The sequence below is a fragment of the Cronobacter condimenti 1330 genome (assembly GCF_001277255.1).
GTDB lineage: Bacteria > Pseudomonadota > Gammaproteobacteria > Enterobacterales > Enterobacteriaceae > Cronobacter > Cronobacter condimenti.
Map to the genome: position 1 here is coordinate 1,566,433 of NZ_CP012264.1, position 17,947 is coordinate 1,584,379.

A 17,947-nucleotide genomic window follows, 5' to 3' on the forward strand; every position below is an offset into this window, starting at 1 on the left:
GAGGGCAATTCGTGCCGCATGTTACTTAATTGTAGCAATCTGCCCGGTAGCCTCTGAAAAGTGAAAGATTCTGCGTGGCAACATTAACGCAACAGGAATAGACTGGAGACGTAACCATACGGACCCTGGATAAGGTTTTTTATGACTCAACAGCCACAAGCAAAATACCGCCACGACTACCGTGCGCCGGATTATATGATTACCGATATTGATCTGACCTTCGACCTCGACGCCGCCAGAACGCGGGTCACGGCGGTCAGTCAGGTCAACCGCCGTGTGGCGGAGAATGCGCCGCTGCGTCTGGACGGCGAAGACCTTACCCTGATTTCGGTCGAGGTTGATGGCACGCCCTGGACGCAACATCGCCTGGAAGAGGGCGCGCTGGTGCTGGAAAACGTGCCGGAGCGCTTTACTTTAAAAATCGTCAATAACATTAGCCCAGCGACGAACACTGCGCTGGAAGGGCTATATCAGTCGGGCGAAGCGCTTTGCACCCAGTGCGAAGCGGAAGGTTTCCGTCATATTACCTGGTACCTGGATCGCCCGGACGTGCTGGCCCGCTTCACGACCAAAATTATCGCTGATAAAGCGAAATACCCGTATCTGCTTTCTAACGGCAACCGTGTCGCGCAGGGCGAGCTGGACGATGGCCGTCACTGGATGCAATGGGAAGATCCGTTCCCGAAACCGTGTTATCTGTTCGCGCTGGTAGCGGGCGATTTCGATGTGCTGCGTGATACCTTCACTACCCGTTCCGGGCGTGATGTCGCGCTGGAGCTTTATGTAGATCGCGGCAATCTTGATCGCGCTGGCTGGGCGATGACCTCGCTGAAAAACTCCATGAAGTGGGACGAAACGCGTTTTGGTCTGGAGTACGATCTCGACATCTATATGATAGTTGCGGTGGATTTCTTCAATATGGGCGCGATGGAGAACAAAGGGCTGAATGTCTTTAACTCCAAATTTGTGCTGGCGCGCGCCGAAACCGCGACTGATAAAGACTACCTCAATATTGAACGTGTCATTGGACACGAATATTTCCATAACTGGACCGGTAACCGCGTCACCTGCCGCGACTGGTTCCAGCTCAGCCTGAAAGAGGGGCTAACGGTATTTCGCGATCAGGAGTTCAGCTCCGATCTCGGCTCCCGTGCGGTTAACCGCATCAGCAACGTGCGCACCATGCGTGCTATGCAGTTCGCTGAAGACGCAAGCCCGATGGCGCACCCGATTCGCCCGGACATGGTCATCGAGATGAACAATTTCTACACCCTGACGGTGTATGAAAAAGGCTCCGAAGTGATCCGCATGCTGCATACGCTGCTGGGCGAAGCCAATTTCCAGAAGGGCATGCAGCTCTATTTCGAACGCCATGACGGCAGCGCCGCCACCTGCGACGATTTCGTGCAGGCGATGGAAGATGCGTCCAATGTTGACCTGTCGCATTTCCGCCGCTGGTACAGCCAGTCCGGTACGCCGATTGTCACCGTACAGGATGACTACAACCCGCAAACCGAGCAGTACACCCTGACGCTAAGCCAGAGAACGCCGCCGACGGCGGATCAGCCGGAAAAACTGCCGCTGCATATTCCGTTTGATATTGAGCTTTATGACAACGAAGGTAACGTGATCCCGCTGCAAAAAGAGGGGCATCCGGTGCACCACGTGCTGAACCTCACCCAGGCGGAGCAGACCTTCGTTTTCGACAATGTCTATTTCCAGCCGGTGCCGTCGCTGTTGCGTGAATTCTCCGCTCCCGTGAAGCTTGAATACAAATGGAGCGATCAGCAGTTGACGTTCCTGATGCGTCACGCACGCAACGATTTCTCCCGCTGGGACGCGGCGCAGAGCCTGCTTGCCACCCATATCAAACTGAATGTCGCGCGTTATCAGCAGCAGCAACCGCTGTCGCTGCCGCTGCACGTCGCGGATGCCTTCCGCGCGATCCTGCTTGATGAGACCCTCGATCCGGCACTGGCGGCAGAGATCCTGACACTGCCGTCGCAGAATGAAATTGCCGAGCTGTTCCAGACTATCGACCCGCAGGCTATCGCCGCTGTGCATGATGCACTGACGCGCACGCTTGCCACTGAACTGGCCGATGAACTACTGGCGGTCTACAACGCCCATAAGCTGACCGGTTATCGTATCGATCATGCGGATATCGGCAAGCGCGCGCTGCGTAACACCTGCCTGCACTATCTGGCGTTTGGCGATGCACAACTGGCCGATAAACTGGTTGCGATGCAGTACCACGAGGCGGACAACATGACCGACGCGCTCGCGGCCCTTGCAACGGCCGTGGCAGCACAGCTGCCGTGTCGCGATACGCTGCTTGCCGAATATGACGACAAGTGGCATCACGACGGTCTGGTGATGGACAAATGGTTTATGTTGCAGGCCATGAGCCCGGCGAAAGCGGTGGTGACCAATGTCCGTGCACTGCTGGAGCATCGTTCATTCAGCCTCGGTAACCCCAACCGCGTTCGTGCGCTGGTCGGCGCGTTTGCCACCAACAATCCGGCGGCCTTCCATGCCGAGGATGGCAGCGGTTATCGTTTCCTGGTGGAGATGCTCACCGAGCTCAATACGCGCAACCCGCAGGTGGCGTCACGTCTGATTGAGCCGCTGATCCGCCTGAAACGTTATGACGACAAACGTCAGGCGCTGATGCGTGCGGCGCTGGAAGAGTTAAAAGCGCTACCGAAGTTATCTGGCGATTTGTATGAGAAAGTGAGTAAAGCGCTGGCGTAACCGGTAAACATGAGCGGCGGGTCGCATTACGCTTACCCGACCGACACATTTATCGTACGGTCCATCACCATGTCAGGCGGGTGCACAACGCACCCGCCTTTTTCTGGTCACCCCACCTTTACTGCCCGTACGGGCGCAGGCGTTTTACGCATCACACGGTTCAACACCTCGGCTTCAAGCTCTGCAAGATGCGGCGTGCCGTGACGGCGCGGGTGCGGTAAATCGACGGTCAGGTCAAAGCCAGTTTTTCCGTCTTCAATCAATAACACCCGCTCTGCCATCGCCACTGCTTCGCTCACATCGTGCGTCACCAGCAGCACCGTAAACCCGTGTTCGCGCCACAGCGATACAATCAAATCCTGCATCTCAAGACGTGTCAGCGCGTCCAGCGCCCCGAGCGGTTCATCAAGCAGCAGCAACCCCGGACGATGAATCAGCGCGCGCGCCAGCGCCACGCGTTGTTTCTGTCCGCCCGAAAGCGCTGCAGGCCAGTCGCCCGCACGGTCGCCAAGTCCCACTTCGTCCAGCACCTGCCGTGCCGCCGGCTGCCAGCGACCTTTAAGGCCCAGCCCCACGTTTTCGAGGACCGTTTTCCAGGGCAGCAGGCGCGCATCCTGAAACATCATGCGGGTATCCTCCCGGGCGTCGGCAAGCGGCGCGTTGCCAGCGCTCAACTCGCCCTCGTTTGGGGCCTCAAGCCCGGCCAGCAGCCGCAACAGCGTGCTTTTTCCACCGCCGCTGCGCCCGACTACCGCGACAAATTGTCCGGCGGGAATATGCAGGTTCAGCCCGTTGAGAATAGTTTTGGCGCCGTAGCGTTTGCTGATGCCTTCCAGCAGCAGCGGTGTGCCCTGGTTAAGTCGTGCGGTAGTCATGCGTTCGCCTCCTTTAACTGGTAAGCGGGGTGCCAGCGCAGCCAGAGGCGTTCCAGCGCCCGGGCGCTGAGGTCCGCCAGCTTGCCAAGCAGGGCGTAGAGAATAATTGCCACCACGACGACATCAGTTTGCAAAAATTCGCGCGCGTTCATTGCGAGATAGCCGATGCCCGAGTTCGCTGAAATCGTTTCTGCGACGATAAGCGTCAGCCACATCAACCCGAGTGCAAAGCGCACGCCAACCATAATGGAGGGCAGGGCGCCTGGCAGAATGACCTGCCGGAAAAGGCTAAAGCCTGACAGTCCATAACTACGCGCCATCTCCAGCAGGCCGCTGTCGATATTACGTATGCCATGCCAGGTATTGATATAAATGGGAAACAGCGTGCCGAGCGCCACCAGAAAAATTTTGGCGCTCTCATCAATGCCGAACCACAGAATCACCAGCGGGATCAGCGCCAGATGCGGCACGTTGCGCAGCATTTGAATCGAGCTGTCGAGCAGCCGCTCGCCCCAGCGCGACAGGCCGCTGATAAGCCCAAGCGTGAGCCCAATCAGCCCGCCGATGGTAAAGCCCACCATTGCGCGCCAGCTGCTGATAGCCAGATGTTGCCAGAGCTCGCCGCTTGCCATCAGCCGCCAGAAGGTTTCCACCACGCTCTGTGGCGACGTCAGGATGCGTGTTGAGAGCCAGCCCGTTTGTGAGGCGAGCTGCCAGAAGGCTATTACGCCCACTGGCACCACCCACGGCGCGGCGCGCTCGAGCCATTTTTGCGAAGCGCTTGCCATGTGGCCTCCTTAACTCTGCGCCACGCGGCGCGGAATAAATTCGTTGGCCACCGCCTCGCCCTGCGCCGCGAGCGTACGCGGCTGGGGCACTTCGGGGATGGTGACGTCCAGATGCGGGAACAGCAGCTCGCCCACCCGGTACGCCTCTTCAAGATGCGGATAGCCGGAGAGAATAAAGCTGTCGATGCCGAGTGCCGCGTATTCATTGATCCGCGCCGCCACCGTTGGGCCATCGCCCACCAGCGCCGTTCCCGCGCCGCCGCGTACCAGGCCCACGCCCGCCCAAAGGTTAGGGCTAATTTCAAGCTGGTCGCGACGCCCGCCGTGCAGCGCTGCCATGCGCTGCTGGCCGACCGAATCCTGACGCGCAAACGCCGTCTGGGCTTTCGCTATCGTCTCGTCATCCAGATGCGCAATCAGCCGGTCGGCGGCCTGCCACGCCTCGTCATTCGTTTCGCGGACAATCACATGCAGACGGATGCCAAAGCGCACCGTACGTCCGTGCGCCGCCGCTTTGGCGCGAACCTGGGCGATTTTTTCTTTCACGAGTTCAGGCGGCTCGCCCCAGGTGAGATAGAGATCTACCTGCTCGGCAGCGAGATCCTGCGCGACATCAGACGATCCGCCGAAATAGAGTGGCGGGCGCGGCTGCTGTACTGGCGGGAAAAGCAACTGGGCACCACGCACCTTAATATGCTTGCCATCAAAATCGACTTTCTCGCCTTCCAGCAGGCGTCGCCAGACACGGGTAAATTCGGCTGAAGCCTCATAGCGCGCAGTGTGATCGAGGAAAACGCCATCGCCCGCCAGCTCCTGCGGATCGCTGCCTGTCACCAGGTTAAACAGGGCACGGCCATTGGAAAGCCGGTCGAGCGTTGCGGCCTGGCGCGCTGCCACGGTCGGTGAGACGACCGACGGGCGCAGGGCCACCAGAAACTTCAGTCGCTGCGTCACCGGAATCATCGAGGCGGCGACCAGCCAGGCGTCCTCGCAGGAGCGTCCGGTTGGGATCAGCACGCCGGTGAATCCCAGACGGTCCGCGGCCTGGGCTATCTGCTGTAAATAGCCGTGGTCCACCGGACGAGCGCCCGCATCGCTGCCGAGATAATGCCCATCGCCGTGGGTCGGTAAAAACCAGAACAGATTCAGACTCATGATTTCTCTCCTTCGGTTGCGCCCGCCCAGATGCGGCTGCGGATGTCGACTTTTTTAGGGACTAAATGGTTGTCGTAAAACAGATCGGCGGTGTGTTGCTGGCGCACGGCCGTCTCTTCATTAACAGGCGTAATACGGGTCGGCGGCCGGTGATCAAAATAGAGCGCAATAACCGGCTCCGGCAGACCAATGCTTTTGGCAAAGAGTGTGACGCTCGCGGCGCGCTGGCTGCGCGTCAGGGCGTCCGCTTCGCTGAAGCTGTCCAGTACGCCTGTCAGAAATTGCCCATACTTCTGCGCATAAGGGCGTGCGGCAAGATAGAACGAACCAGTGAGATTGAGATCGGTGCCATCGGTCAGCACACGCACGCCACCCTGACGAAGCGCGGCAGAGTAGTACGGATCCCAGATAGCCCAGGCATCGACATTGCCCTGCGTGAACGCGGCGCGCGCATCGGCCGGGGTCAGGTATACGGGCTGAATATCGCTGAAGCTCAGCCCGGCTTTTTGCAACGCACGCAGCAGTAAGTTGTGGGAGCTGGAGCCTTTCTGAAACGCCACCTTATGGCCTTTGAGATCGGCCACCGTTTTGATCGGGCTGTTCTCTGCTACCAGCAGCACTTCTGCTTTAGGCTTCGGCGGCTCGCTGCCGATGTAGACCAGATCCGCGCCTGCCGCCTGGGCGAAAATAGGCGGGATATCACCGGTGCTGCCAAGATCAATGCTGCCTACATTGAGCGCTTCCAGCAGTTGTGGGCCTGCCGGGAATTCCACCCAACTGATGCGCGTGTTCGGATAGCGTTTCTCCAGCAACTGGTGGCTTTTGGCGAGCACCATGCTCACTGAGCCTTTCTGATAGCCGATGCGTAAGGCCTCCGGCTGCGGCGGGGCGGCCTGCGCGGCGGTGACAAAGAGTGTCAGGCCTGCGGCCAGTAGCGTCACGGCGTGACGGCGCAAAAAATTAAGCATGTAACGTTCTCCTTGTGAAATGTGGCGCAGGGGTCGCCAGATGGCGGCGCGTCAGGGCCTGCCAGAAACTTTCCAGTGCGTCATCGAGACGGGTTTGCAGCAGCGGCGAAAAGCGCGGCTGATGGTGGTAATCAAGCACCTGGCTATCGTCGGCGAAGACGCCGTGGAGGATCTCCTGCGCTTTCAGCGCATTGAGCACAGGCTTGAGGGCGTAATCGAGCGCCAGTAAATGCCCGACCGATCCGCCTGTTGCGAGCGGCAGCACGACTTTTTTCTCAAGCGCCCGTTCAGGCAGAAGATCAAGCAGCGTTTTCAGCGCGCCAGAAAACGAGGCTTTGTAAACCGGCGTGGCAATAATGACGCCATCCGCCTGCTGGAGCTGCTCAATCAGGGTCAATAGCGCCGGACTGTCGAAACGGGCATAGAGCAAATCTTCGGCGGCGAAATTGTGGATATGCCAGTGGCAAACCTCCACGTCGAGCCGGGTCAGTTCATTAGCAAGCCAGGAAAGCAGGGCGCTGGATCGCGACGGGAAGCGCGGGCTTCCCGCCAGAGTAATAACTGCATACCACCTCCTTATAACCAAAAGTTTGTTTATATTTAACATTAATAACAATATGACGAGATAGTGGCAGAGGGAGGCGGGGGGAGAAACTAAAAATTTCGGGGATGCTTTGCCGGAAATCGCATAATCGTGGTTAAAAAAGAAAACGTTTGCGTTCAACGGCGCTTTTTTGCCGCAGGTCAATTCCCTTTGTGAAGCGGATCGCAGATAATAGCGCCCCGGTTTGCACACCGGGAATCCAGGAGAGTTCATGTACTACCCCTTCGTTCGAAAAGCCCTTTTCCAGCTCGACCCAGAGCGCGCTCACGAATTTACCTTCCAGCAAATGCGCCGCGTCACCGGTACGCCGCTTGAGGCGCTGCTGCGCCAGAAAGTGCCGTCCAAACCGGTCACCTGCATGGGACTGACATTTAAAAATCCGCTGGGTCTTGCTGCGGGCCTCGACAAGAATGGGGAATGCATCGACGCGCTTGGCGCGCTGGGTTTCGGCTCCCTTGAAATCGGCACCGTGACGCCGCGCCCGCAGCCTGGCAACGACAAGCCGCGGCTGTTCCGCCTGGTAGCGGCGGAGGGGCTAATTAACCGTATGGGCTTTAATAACCTCGGCGTGGATAACCTGGTTGAGAACGTCAAAAAAGCGCATTTTGACGGCGTGCTCGGCATTAATATCGGCAAAAATAAAGATACGCCGGTCGAGCAGGGAAAGGATGACTATCTGATCTGTATGGAAAAGGTTTTTCCTTACGCCGGTTATATCGCGATTAATATCTCTTCACCAAATACGCCAGGTTTGCGCTCACTGCAATATGGCGAAGCACTGGATGATCTTCTCGCTGCGATTAAAAATCAGCAACAGATCCTTGCTCAAAAGCATCATAAATATGTCCCTGTGGCGGTGAAGATCGCGCCCGATCTTTCTGTCGATGAATTGATCCAGGTTGCCGACAGTCTGGTACGTCATCACATTGATGGCGTTATTGCGACCAATACCACGCTCGATCGCAGCCTGGTACAGGGCATGAAACATTGCGATGAAACCGGTGGTTTAAGCGGGCGTCCGTTGCAATTAAAAAGTACGGAAATCATTCGACTTTTAAGCCAGGAATTAAAAGGCCGCCTGCCGATTATCGGTGTGGGGGGCATTGATTCTGTCATCGCCGCGCGCGAAAAAATGGCCGCTGGCGCTTCGCTTATTCAGATCTATTCCGGCTTTATTTTCAAAGGCCCCCCGCTCGTTAAAGAAATTGTGACCCATCTTTAAGCATTTCCTTATCTAAGAGCACCAGGGCTTTATTTTCAGCCCTGGTTGTTTTATATTCCGCGGTTGTTGCTAATTTAAACGTCATAGTCTTAGATTAATGAGGGAATAAACGAAGCGGCAAAATAAGGGAAATATTTTTGAGTTTCAGAGCGGTAGGGGGATAACAATGCGTATAAAGCCGGATGATAACTGGCGATGGTATTATGATGAAGAGCACGACCGAATGATGCTCGATCTCGCCAACGGCATGCTGTTTCGCTCGCGTTTCGCACGCAAAATGTTGACGCCTGATGCGTTCGACCCTGCTGGATTCTGCGTCGATGACGCTGCCCTCTGGTTTTCCTTCGACGAAAAATGCCGTGACCTTCCTCTCTCCGCCGAGCAGCGCGCTGAACTGGTGCTCAATGCGCTCGTTGCTATCCGTTTTCTCAAACCCCAGATGCCGAAAAGCTGGCACTTTTTAGCCCACGAAGAGGCTGAATGGTTGCCTGGCTGTGGCGATGCCGCCTGTGTGTGGCTTAGCGACAGCGGCGAAGCTGTCAGTTTGCTGGTGGTGGAACCTGGCGATAACGCAACGTTGTGCCTGCTGGCGCAGCCATCGTTAACGCTCGCGGGACGCGCGATGCAGTTAGGGGATGCTATAAAGATTATGAATGACAGGCTCAAACCGCTGGCGTGCGCGCCGCAGCTGAGCCTTGATCAGGCCGTTTAACGGGCGAGCCTCACCGCACCCGCCGGTACGCAGCTACAGCTTAAAAACGTCCCGTCATCGCCCAGCGCGCTTTTCTTAAGCGGCGTCACTTCACCTTCCAGTAACGTCACGCGGCAACTGCCGCAAATACCGGCGCGGCAGGAATACGGTATACGAATGCCTTGTTGTTCAAGCTGCTCCAGTACGACCTGCTGGTTGTTGCCAATAAACGGTTTTCCTTCCCATTCAATAGCGACCTGCGCGGCGAGCGTGGCGGCGGGCGCTGCGCGCTCTTCGACCACGCCTGCGCCGTAGAGACGCGCCGGGCCTGTCGCCAGCACTTCAACGCGATCGCCCGCGCGGATGACGCCACTGTTACGCGCAATCAGGTTCTGGCCGAAATCAACGTCGCCGTTATCAAGCGCTGTACGGAATTTTTGCAGCGTCGCCAGCGGCTCGCCGCTGGGGTGTTTGCGTCCGCGCTCGGGGCTGACCGTTGTGAAAATGCAGCGGCTGCACGGCTTGGCAACATCAAAGATCACCTCGCCGATGCGGATAACTTTCCAGGTATCTTCCGCCCAGGCCTCAACGCCGGTGACAACCAGATTAGGGCGAAACTGATTCATGGCAACGCCTGCGGGGCAGCGCTTTTGCAGATCACGCAGGGAAGCCTCGTTGGCCAGTAAATAAGGAAAACCGTCAGCGAAACCGAGCGGCACGCCAGGATGGTGTTTTACGCGGCGCGTAAGCGACGGCCCCACCCAGCGCAACTGCACGTCACGACTAAAAAAAGTGCTCAGCCACTGGTTAATTTCGGGCGGCGCAATGCGTGCCGTAAAATGATTTCCCCAGACTTCAGTCGGCGCGGGAGTGGGCTGAAAATCGACGAAACGAATGGCGGCGCTGCTGCCATCCGGTGCGGTAAGGTGCAGACCTTCCGGTAACAGGGCAGGCGTAAAGAGCACCATCTGCGGATGCTGACGTGCGGTAATAAAGGTGCCATCGGTTTCCGTCACCATGAAGGCGCGGTCACCTGCCAGGCCGCTGACGTCTGCCAGCGCGTGAGAGACCTGCAACCCACGCATTGATTTCACCGGATGAATAAAAAGCTGCGATAAAACCATGGCGTGCGCCCTCCCGGCTAAGAAATAGAAGGGCAACTTTATGACATGCGTGGCGGATTGGCTATAATGCGCCACAATTTTCTTTTTACTGAAGTGACGATATGAAAGCTTTGTTTGCCAGTACGGCGCGTGGGCTCGAAGAGCTGTTAAAAACTGAACTGGAAAACCTGGGCGCGCAAGAGTGCCAGGTTGTTCAGGGTGGCGTGCATTTTCAGGGCGATGCGGCTCTGGTTTATCAAAGCCTGATGTGGAGTCGCCTGGCGTCACGTATCCTGCTGCCGCTTGGCGAATGCGGGGTTTACAGCGATCTGGATCTCTATCTGGGCGTTCAGGCTATCGACTGGACGAGCATTTTCGCGCCTGACGCCACATTCGCGGTTCATTTCAGCGGCCTTAACGACACTATTCGCAACAGCCAGTACGGCGCGATGAAGGTCAAAGACGCTATCGTCGACGCGTTCACCCGTAAAAACCTGCCGCGCCCGAGCGTTGACCGCGAGCAGCCGGATCTGCGCATTAACGTCTGGCTGAATAAAGATACCGCCAGTATTGCCATCGACCTTAGCGGCGAAGGCTTGCACCAGCGCGGCTACCGCGATCGCACCGGACAGGCGCCAATTAAAGAAAACCTGGCGGCGGCGATTGTGATGCGCTCTGGTTGGGAACCTGGCACGCCGCTGCTGGATCCGATGTGCGGCTCCGGCACGCTCCTCATTGAAGCGGCGATGATCGCAACCGATCGCGCACCAGGCCTGCATCGCACCCACTGGGGTTTTTACGGCTGGGCCCAGCATGATGAGAGCGTCTGGAAAGAAGTGAAAACCGAGGCGCAGGTTCGCGCACGTCGCGGTCTTGCCGATTACGCCACCCGCTTTTACGGCTCTGATAACGATCCGCGCGTGATTGAGCGCGCCCGCACAAACGCCCGTCGCGCAGGTCTTGCCGACATTATTACGTTTACGGCGCAGGATGTGGCCCACCTGACCAATCCGCTGCCGGAAGGGCCTGGTGGTACCGTCATCAGTAACCCGCCGTATGGCGAGCGTCTGGAGAGCGAACCGGCGCTGATTGCGCTGCACAGCCTGCTCGGTCGTATTATGAAAAACCAGTTCGGCGGCTGGAATCTGTCGCTGTTTAGCGCTTCGCCGGAACTGCTAAGCTGTCTGCAATTGCGTGCCGATCGTCAGTTCAAAGCGAAAAACGGCCCGCTCGATTGCGTGCAGAAGAACTACCGCCTGGCCCCGACTCAGCCGGGCGCAGCACCCGCCCAAATTGCAGAGGATTACGCTAACCGCCTGCGTAAAAATCTGAAGAAGCTGGAGAAGTGGGCCAAACAGGAAGGGATTGCCTGCTATCGCCTGTATGATGCCGACCTGCCGGACTATAACGTCGCAGTAGACCGCTACGCAGAGTGGGTAGTCATTCAGGAATATGCGCCGCCGAAGACCATTGAGCCGGAAAAAGCGCGCCAGCGTCTGTTTGACGTTATCGCCGCCACGCTTTCAGTGCTGGGGCTTGCGCCTAATAAGCTGGTGCTGAAAACCCGCGAGCGCCAGAAAGGCAAAAATCAGTACGAGAAACTGGCCCAGAAGGGCGAGTTCATGGAAGTGCAGGAATTTAACGCACGCCTGCTGGTTAACCTGACGGATTATCTCGACACCGGACTGTTTCTCGACCACCGCATCGCGCGTCGTATGCTGGGCCAGATGAGCAAAGGTAAAGATTTCCTTAACCTCTTCTCGTACACCGGCAGCGCCAGCGTTCATGCCGGCTTGGGCGGCGCGCGCTCCACCACAACGGTGGATATGTCTCGCACTTATCTGGAGTGGGCTGAACGTAACCTGCGCCTTAACGGTCTGAGCGGCCGTGCGCATCGCCTGATTCAGGCAGACTGTCTGAACTGGCTTAGCGAAAGCGACGAACAGTTTGATTTGATCTTTATCGATCCGCCGACGTTCTCAAACTCCAAACGTATGGAAGAGACCTTCGACGTGCAGCGCGATCATCTGCGTCTGATGAAAGATCTTAAACGCCTGTTGCGTCGCGACGGGACGATTATGTTTTCCAACAACAAGCGTGGGTTCCGTATGGATCACGAAGGGCTTGCCGCCCTGGGCCTGAAAGCGCAAGACATCACACAAAAAACGCTCTCTCAGGACTTCGCGCGCAACCGCCAGATCCATAACTGCTGGCTCGTAACCCACCAGACCAAGGACTAAAGAATTATGTCGTTAATCAGTATGCATGGCGCCTGGCTCTCTTTTAGCGACGCGCCTCTGCTCGATAATGCCGAACTGCATATCGAAGAAAATGAGCGTGTGTGCCTGGTTGGTCGCAACGGGGCGGGTAAATCGACCCTGATGAAAATTCTCAATCACGAACTGCCTCTGGATGACGGTCGCCTGATCTATGAGCAGGATCTGGTCGTGGCGCGTCTGCAGCAGGATCCGCCGCGTAACGTTGCAGGTAGCGTCTATGACTTCGTCGCGGAAGGCGTGGCCGAGCAGGCTGAATACCTCAAGCGCTACCATCAGATTTCCCATCTGGTGATGACCGACCCGAGCGATAAAAACCTCTCAGAGCTGGCGCAGGTGCAGGAGATGCTGGAGCATCATGATCTGTGGCAGCTGGAAAACCGCATCACGGAAGTACTGGCGCAACTGGAGCTGGACGCTGATACGCCGCTCGCGTCCCTTTCCGGCGGCTGGCTGCGTAAAGCCGCGCTGGGCCGCGCGCTGGTGAGCGCGCCGCGCGTGCTGTTGCTTGATGAACCAACCAACCATCTGGATATCGAAACGATCGACTGGCTGGAAACGTTCCTTAAATCGTTCTCCGGCAGCATCGTGTTTATTTCGCATGACCGTTCCTTTATTCGCAATATGGCGACCCGCATCGTCGATCTCGATCGCGGTAAACTGGTTTCTTACCCTGGCGATTACGATAAATATCTGCTCGCAAAGGAAGAGGCGCTGCGCGTCGAAGAGCTACAGAATGCCGAGTTCGACCGCAAGCTTGCGCAGGAAGAAGTGTGGATCCGTCAGGGGATTAAGGCGCGCCGCACCCGTAACGAAGGCCGCGTACGTGCGCTTAAGGCGATGCGCCGCGAGCGTGGCGAGCGCCGTGAAGTGATGGGCAGCGCGAAGATGCAGGTAGAAGAGGCGACCCGCTCCGGCAAAATTGTCTTTGAGCTTGAGGATGTGAATTATCGTCTCGGCGATAAAGTGCTGGTTAAGGATTTCTCTGCACAGGTGCAGCGCGGCGATAAAATCGCGCTGGTGGGGCCAAACGGCTGCGGTAAAACGACGCTGCTCAAACTCATGCTCGGCCAGCTTAAGGCTGACAGCGGGCGCGTACATTGCGGCACCAAGCTTGAGGTGGCGTATTTCGACCAGCACCGCGCAGAGCTGGATCCGGAACGCACGGTGATGGATAACCTCGCCGAAGGTAAACAGGAAGTGATGGTGAACGGCAAGCCGCGCCATGTGCTGGGTTACCTGCAGGACTTCCTGTTCCATCCAAAACGCGCCATGACGCCAGTGCGTGCGCTCTCCGGCGGTGAACGTAACCGTCTGCTGCTGGCACGGTTGTTCCTTAAGCCCAGCAACCTGCTGATCCTCGATGAACCGACCAATGACCTTGACGTAGAAACGCTAGAGCTGCTGGAAGAGCTCATCGACAGCTATCAGGGCACTGTACTGCTGGTGAGCCACGACCGTCAGTTTGTAGATAACACCGTGACCGAATGCTGGATTTTTGAAGGCGAAGGGCGGATCGGCCGGTATGTCGGCGGTTATCATGATGCTCGCGGTCAGCAGGCCTCATCGCGCGCTGTGCTGCAATCCACCGCCAAAAAGGCGGAGGCCGTCGCGGACGCGAAGGCAGAAACTGTCAAACGAGGCAGCAACAAACTAAGCTATAACTTGCAGCGCGAACTGGAGCAGCTCCCCGCCCGGCTTGAAACGCTGGAGGCAGAGCTTGAAGCGTTACAGACGAAAGTCAGCGACGCGGCGTTCTTTAACCAGCCTCATGACGTGACACAGGACGTGCTGGCGCAGCTCAGCGCCGCTGAAGCCGCGCTGGAAGAAGCGTTCGAGCGCTGGGAGTATCTTGAGTCTCTCAAAAACGGCTGATTATTCAGGAACCCGCATGCATGAACGTCATCACGCGAGCGAGCATATGCTCTGCCCGCAATGCGACCTTCTGGTTAAGCTCCCGGCGCTCGCGCCGGGGGAAAAGGCGCAATGTCCCCGCTGTGACACGACGCTGACCGTCGAATGGGCCGCACCGCGTCAGCGGCCTACCGCCTATGCGCTGGCGGCGCTGTTCATGCTGTTACTCTCGAATCTCTTTCCGTTCGTCAATATGGAAGCGGCGGGTGTCAGTAGCGAAGTGACGCTGCTTGAAATCCCCCGCGTCCTGTTCAGTGAAAACTACGGCAGCCTCGGCACCCTGTTCATGCTCTTTGTTCAGTTTGTGCCAGCGTTTTGTCTTGTCACTATTATTTTGCTCGTTAATCGCATTACGCTGTCGCCGCGGCTCAAACTCGCCATGGCGCGTGTCCTCTTCCAGCTACGCGCCTGGGGTATGGCGGAGATTTTCCTCGCGGGCGTGTTAGTCAGTTTTGTGAAACTGATCGCCTATGGCGATATCGGCATTGGCAGCAGCTTTATCCCGTGGTGCCTGTTTTGCCTGCTTCAGCTGCGGGCGTTTCAGTGCGTGGACCGCCGCTGGCTCTGGGACGATATCGCGCCTATGCCGCAGCTCGCCCAGCCGATGAAAGTGGGTATGTCGGGCATTCGTCAGGGATTGCGCGCGTGCCCGTGCTGCACGGCTATTCTGCCAGGCACTGAAGGCCGCTGCCCGCGATGCCATACGCATGGGTATGTCCGACGCAAAAATAGCCTTCAGTGGACAGTCGCACTGTTGGTTTGCGCCATCATGCTCTATCTGCCTGCCAACCTGCTGCCTATTATGATCACCGATTTGCTGGGCGACAGAATGCCGTCCACGATTATCGCAGGCGTGATCCTTATCTGGAATGAGGGGTCTTATCCGGTCGCGCTGGTGATTTTCATCGCCAGTATTATGGTGCCGACGCTAAAAATGATAGCGCTTGGCTGGCTATGCCTTGATGCCAAAGGCTACGGTCGCCAGGAGCGCGAGCGTATGCATCTGATGTATGAGGTGGTGGAGTTCGTTGGCCGCTGGTCGATGATCGATGTCTTTGTGATTGCGGTGCTGTCTGCGCTGGTGCGCATGGGCGCGCTGATGAATATTTACCCGGCCTGGGGCGCGGTGATGTTTGCTATGGTGGTGATAATCACCATGTTCGCCGCAATGACCTTCGACCCGCGTCTCTCGTGGGACCGCGAGCCTGATTCAAGTTATGAGGAGTTACCCGAACATGGAAAATAAACGCGGGGAAGCGAAGATTAAGAAGGTGAAAAACTGGTCGCCAGTCTGGATCTTCCCGATTATTACCGCGCTTATCGGCGCCTGGATCCTGTTTTATCACTACAGTCACCAGGGGCCGGTCGTGACGCTGATGACCACGAATGCGGAAGGTATTGAGGGGGGCAAGACCACCATCAAAAGCCGCAGCGTGGATGTCGGTGTAGTGGAAAGCGCCGTGTTAACAGACGATCTGCATCACGTTGAGATCAAAGCACGCATGAACCCTGGCATGGAAAAACTGCTCTATGAAGATTCCGTCTTCTGGGTGGTGAAGCCACAAATCGGCCGTGAAGGGGTGACAGGCCTGAATACGCTGCTTTCTGGCTCCTACATTGAGTTGCAACCAGGCTCAAAAGGTAGCGCGCCGGAATCCTATAAACTGCTTGATTCGCCGCCGCTCGCACCGCCGGATGCTAAAGGGATCCGCGTGCTCCTCGACAGTAATAAAGCTGGTCAGCTTAATCCAGGCGATCCCGTATTGTTTCGTGGTTATCGCGTCGGTTCGGTTGAAACCAGTACGTTCGACCCGCAAAAACGCACTATCAGCTATCAGCTCTTTATCAACGCGCCAAACGATCGTCTGGTGACAAGTAACGTACGCTTCTGGAAAGACAGTGGGATTGCAGTCGATCTCAGCTCATCCGGTATGCGGGTCGAGATGGGGTCGCTCAGCACACTCTTTAGCGGCGGCGTCAGTTTTGATATCCCGGATGGCTGGGAGCTGGGGCAGCCGGTTGCTGAGAAAACCGCCTTTACGCTTTATGACGATCAGCGCAGCATCCAGGAATCGCTTTACACCGAACATATCGATTACCTGATGTTCTTCAAAGATACCATCCGTGGGTTACAGCCAGGGGCGCCTGTTGAATTCCGCGGCATCCGTCTTGGGACGGTTGCGCAGGTGCCGTTCTTCGTGCCGGGCCTGCGTCAGGCGGTGAATACCGATTACCGTATTCCGGTGCTGGTGCGCATTGAACCTGAACGTCTGGCAAATCAGATTGGCGAGGATCCGGACATCGCCAGTCATATGCATGATCTGATGAAAAGAGGCCTGCGGGCGACACTGAAAACCGGCAACCTGGTAACTGGCCAGTTATTCGTTGACCTCGATTTTTACCCGAAAGCACCGCCGGTTGAAGATATGAATAGTTTTAATGGCTATCCAGTCATTCCAACCGTGAGCAGTGGACTGGCTCAGATCCAGCAGCGCCTGATGGATACGCTTGATAAGATTAATAATCTGCCGCTCAATCCAATGATTGAACAGGCAACTAATACGCTTTCGGAAAGCCAGCGCACCATGCGCCGTCTGCAGACCACGCTTGATAACCTGAACCAGTTGACCTCCAGTCAGTCGGCGCAGGATTTGCCAGCGGATATGCAGAAAACGCTGCGCGAACTGAATCGTAGTATGCAGGGCTTCCAGCCAGGCTCTGCGGCCTATAACAAGATGGTGGCGGATATGCAGCGTCTGGATCAGGTGCTGCGCGAGCTTCAGCCGGTGCTGCGTACGCTTAACGAGAAGAGCAACGCGCTGGTATTCGAATCAAAAGAGAAAAAGGATCCGCAGCCGAAGAGGGCAAAAGAATGAAAAAATGGCTCCCGTTAATCGTCGTCGCGTTGCTGAGCGCCTGTAGCAGCACGGAGCAAACGACCTGGTATCAGCTCCCGGCGTCTACAGCGCCTGTGGCGCACAACGTACCGATGAACAGTCAGCACCTGCTGTGGATAGAGCAGGTCGCAGTGCCCGATTATCTGGCGGGCAATGGCGTGGTCTATCAGACTACGGATGTGCAGTATGTGATTGCCAGCCAGAATTTATGGGCGAGCCCGCTGGATCAGCAATTGCGCAATACGCTCGTGACAAATCTGAGTGCGACGCTGCCGGGGTGGGTGGTTTCCGCCCAGCCCCTTGGCGCGGAACAGGATACGCTCAACGTCAACGTGACGGGCTTTCACGGACGCTATGACGGACGTGTCATTGTCAGCGGAGAGTGGCTACTCAAACATAACGGGCAGCTCATCAAGCGGCCTTTTTACACTGAGCTGAAGCAGCAGCAGGATGGTTATGACGCAATGGTGAAAACGCTGGCGCAGGCCTGGCAGCAGCAGGCGAAAAGCATTGCGGATGAGATTGCACGTCAGCCATAAAAAAATTGTATGACGCGCAAAGCCGTCGTCTTCTTCTTAAAGAGGGCGGCGGCTTTCTCTTTTATGCCAGTCAGATAACCTCATCGCGCCCTCGTTTTTTGTATAAATGTTATCCAAAGTAGCTCACAAATATGACATTGGCGTGAATGTTGCGCATTGAC

General features: G+C 56.9%; 14 protein-coding genes. 8 read left to right on the forward strand and 6 right to left on the reverse strand.

The window, feature by feature from the left end; all coding sequences use genetic code 11:
- Positions 1 to 141 precede the first annotated feature (141 nt).
- Positions 142 to 2,754, forward strand: coding sequence for an aminopeptidase N (gene pepN / locus AFK62_RS07130; protein ID WP_053531807.1), 2,613 nt, complete (start codon positions 142 to 144; stop codon positions 2,752 to 2,754).
- Positions 2,755 to 2,861: 107 nt separating this feature from the next.
- Here pepN and ssuB read toward each other — a convergent pair whose 3' ends face one another.
- From ssuB to ssuE, 5 genes are read right to left on the reverse strand one after another with little or no spacing between them, the layout of a single operon-like run.
- Positions 2,862 to 3,629, reverse strand: coding sequence for an aliphatic sulfonates ABC transporter ATP-binding protein (gene ssuB, locus AFK62_RS07135; protein WP_007664715.1), 768 nt, complete (start codon positions 3,627 to 3,629; stop codon positions 2,862 to 2,864).
- The gene (gene ssuC / locus AFK62_RS07140) at positions 3,626 to 4,417 is read right to left on the reverse strand and encodes an aliphatic sulfonate ABC transporter permease SsuC (RefSeq protein ID WP_053531808.1); all 792 of its coding nucleotides are present in this window, start codon (positions 4,415 to 4,417) and stop codon (positions 3,626 to 3,628) included. Before ssuC ends, ssuB begins: the two co-directional genes overlap by 4 nt.
- Positions 4,418 to 4,426: 9 nt before the next feature.
- Entirely contained in the window at positions 4,427 to 5,572 is a 1,146-nt protein-coding gene (gene ssuD, locus AFK62_RS07145; protein ID WP_053531809.1) for an FMNH2-dependent alkanesulfonate monooxygenase, read from the reverse strand.
- On the reverse strand, positions 5,569 to 6,540 hold the full coding sequence (locus AFK62_RS07150; protein ID WP_007664724.1) for a sulfonate ABC transporter substrate-binding protein: 972 nt from the start codon (positions 6,538 to 6,540) through the stop codon (positions 5,569 to 5,571). Before AFK62_RS07150 ends, ssuD begins: the two co-directional genes overlap by 4 nt.
- Positions 6,533 to 7,120: an NADPH-dependent FMN reductase gene (gene ssuE / locus AFK62_RS07155; RefSeq protein ID WP_032983924.1), complete on the reverse strand. Its 588-nt coding sequence runs from the start codon at positions 7,118 to 7,120 to the stop codon at positions 6,533 to 6,535. Before ssuE ends, AFK62_RS07150 begins: the two co-directional genes overlap by 8 nt.
- 235 nt (positions 7,121 to 7,355) lie before the next feature.
- Here ssuE and pyrD point away from each other — a divergent pair, with 235 nt between their 5' ends.
- Positions 7,356 to 8,366, forward strand: a complete 1,011-nt coding sequence (pyrD, locus tag AFK62_RS07160) for a quinone-dependent dihydroorotate dehydrogenase (RefSeq protein ID WP_007664728.1) — start codon at positions 7,356 to 7,358, stop codon at positions 8,364 to 8,366.
- A gap of 166 nt (positions 8,367 to 8,532) precedes the next feature.
- A complete protein-coding gene (gene zapC / locus AFK62_RS07165; protein ID WP_007664730.1) occupies positions 8,533 to 9,078 on the forward strand; it encodes a cell division protein ZapC in 546 nt (181 codons plus the stop codon).
- On the opposite strand, the gene AFK62_RS07170 is transcribed toward zapC, so the two are convergent.
- Positions 9,075 to 10,181: a YcbX family protein gene (locus tag AFK62_RS07170; RefSeq protein ID WP_007664732.1), complete on the reverse strand. Its 1,107-nt coding sequence runs from the start codon at positions 10,179 to 10,181 to the stop codon at positions 9,075 to 9,077. The two genes, zapC and AFK62_RS07170, sit on opposite strands and share 4 nt — an antisense overlap.
- 101 nt (positions 10,182 to 10,282) lie before the next feature.
- On the opposite strand from AFK62_RS07170, the gene rlmKL reads away from it, so the two are divergent.
- From rlmKL to pqiC, 5 genes are read left to right on the forward strand one after another with little or no spacing between them, the layout of a single operon-like run.
- Positions 10,283 to 12,400 carry a bifunctional 23S rRNA (guanine(2069)-N(7))-methyltransferase RlmK/23S rRNA (guanine(2445)-N(2))-methyltransferase RlmL gene (gene rlmKL, locus AFK62_RS07175; protein WP_007664734.1) on the forward strand — a complete coding sequence of 706 codons (2,118 nt, stop codon included), beginning with the start codon at positions 10,283 to 10,285 and terminating at the stop codon, positions 12,398 to 12,400.
- 6 nt (positions 12,401 to 12,406) lie between these two features.
- Positions 12,407 to 14,311, forward strand: coding sequence for an ABC transporter ATP-binding protein (locus tag AFK62_RS07180; protein ID WP_007664739.1), 1,905 nt, complete (start codon positions 12,407 to 12,409; stop codon positions 14,309 to 14,311).
- A 16-nt stretch (positions 14,312 to 14,327) separates the two neighbouring features.
- On the forward strand, positions 14,328 to 15,596 hold the full coding sequence (gene pqiA, locus AFK62_RS07185; protein ID WP_007664741.1) for a membrane integrity-associated transporter subunit PqiA: 1,269 nt from the start codon (positions 14,328 to 14,330) through the stop codon (positions 15,594 to 15,596).
- The gene (gene pqiB, locus AFK62_RS07190; RefSeq protein WP_053531810.1) at positions 15,586 to 17,226 is read left to right on the forward strand and encodes an intermembrane transport protein PqiB; all 1,641 of its coding nucleotides are present in this window, start codon (positions 15,586 to 15,588) and stop codon (positions 17,224 to 17,226) included. The genes pqiA and pqiB overlap by 11 nt, the downstream gene beginning before the upstream one ends.
- On the forward strand, positions 17,223 to 17,786 hold the full coding sequence (gene pqiC / locus AFK62_RS07195) for a membrane integrity-associated transporter subunit PqiC (RefSeq protein ID WP_007664745.1): 564 nt from the start codon (positions 17,223 to 17,225) through the stop codon (positions 17,784 to 17,786). The genes pqiB and pqiC overlap by 4 nt, the downstream gene beginning before the upstream one ends.
- Positions 17,787 to 17,947: the final 161 nt, after the last annotated feature.

Coding starts and splice junctions, on each gene's coding strand:
- rlmKL (WP_007664734.1), top strand. CDS start 10,283: ATGAAAGCTTTGTTTGCCAGTACGGCGCGTGGGCTCGAAGAGCTGTTA.
- pyrD (WP_007664728.1), top strand. CDS start 7,356: ATGTACTACCCCTTCGTTCGAAAAGCCCTTTTCCAGCTCGACCCAGAG.
- zapC (WP_007664730.1), top strand. CDS start 8,533: ATGCGTATAAAGCCGGATGATAACTGGCGATGGTATTATGATGAAGAG.
- pqiA (WP_007664741.1), top strand. CDS start 14,328: ATGCATGAACGTCATCACGCGAGCGAGCATATGCTCTGCCCGCAATGC.
- ssuD (WP_053531809.1), bottom strand. CDS start 5,572: ATGAGTCTGAATCTGTTCTGGTTTTTACCGACCCACGGCGATGGGCAT.
- AFK62_RS07180 (WP_007664739.1), top strand. CDS start 12,407: ATGTCGTTAATCAGTATGCATGGCGCCTGGCTCTCTTTTAGCGACGCG.
- pepN (WP_053531807.1), top strand. CDS start 142: ATGACTCAACAGCCACAAGCAAAATACCGCCACGACTACCGTGCGCCG.
- ssuB (WP_007664715.1), bottom strand. CDS start 3,629: ATGACTACCGCACGACTTAACCAGGGCACACCGCTGCTGCTGGAAGGC.
- pqiC (WP_007664745.1), top strand. CDS start 17,223: ATGAAAAAATGGCTCCCGTTAATCGTCGTCGCGTTGCTGAGCGCCTGT.
- pqiB (WP_053531810.1), top strand. CDS start 15,586: ATGGAAAATAAACGCGGGGAAGCGAAGATTAAGAAGGTGAAAAACTGG.
- ssuC (WP_053531808.1), bottom strand. CDS start 4,417: ATGGCAAGCGCTTCGCAAAAATGGCTCGAGCGCGCCGCGCCGTGGGTG.
- AFK62_RS07170 (WP_007664732.1), bottom strand. CDS start 10,181: ATGGTTTTATCGCAGCTTTTTATTCATCCGGTGAAATCAATGCGTGGG.
- AFK62_RS07150 (WP_007664724.1), bottom strand. CDS start 6,540: ATGCTTAATTTTTTGCGCCGTCACGCCGTGACGCTACTGGCCGCAGGC.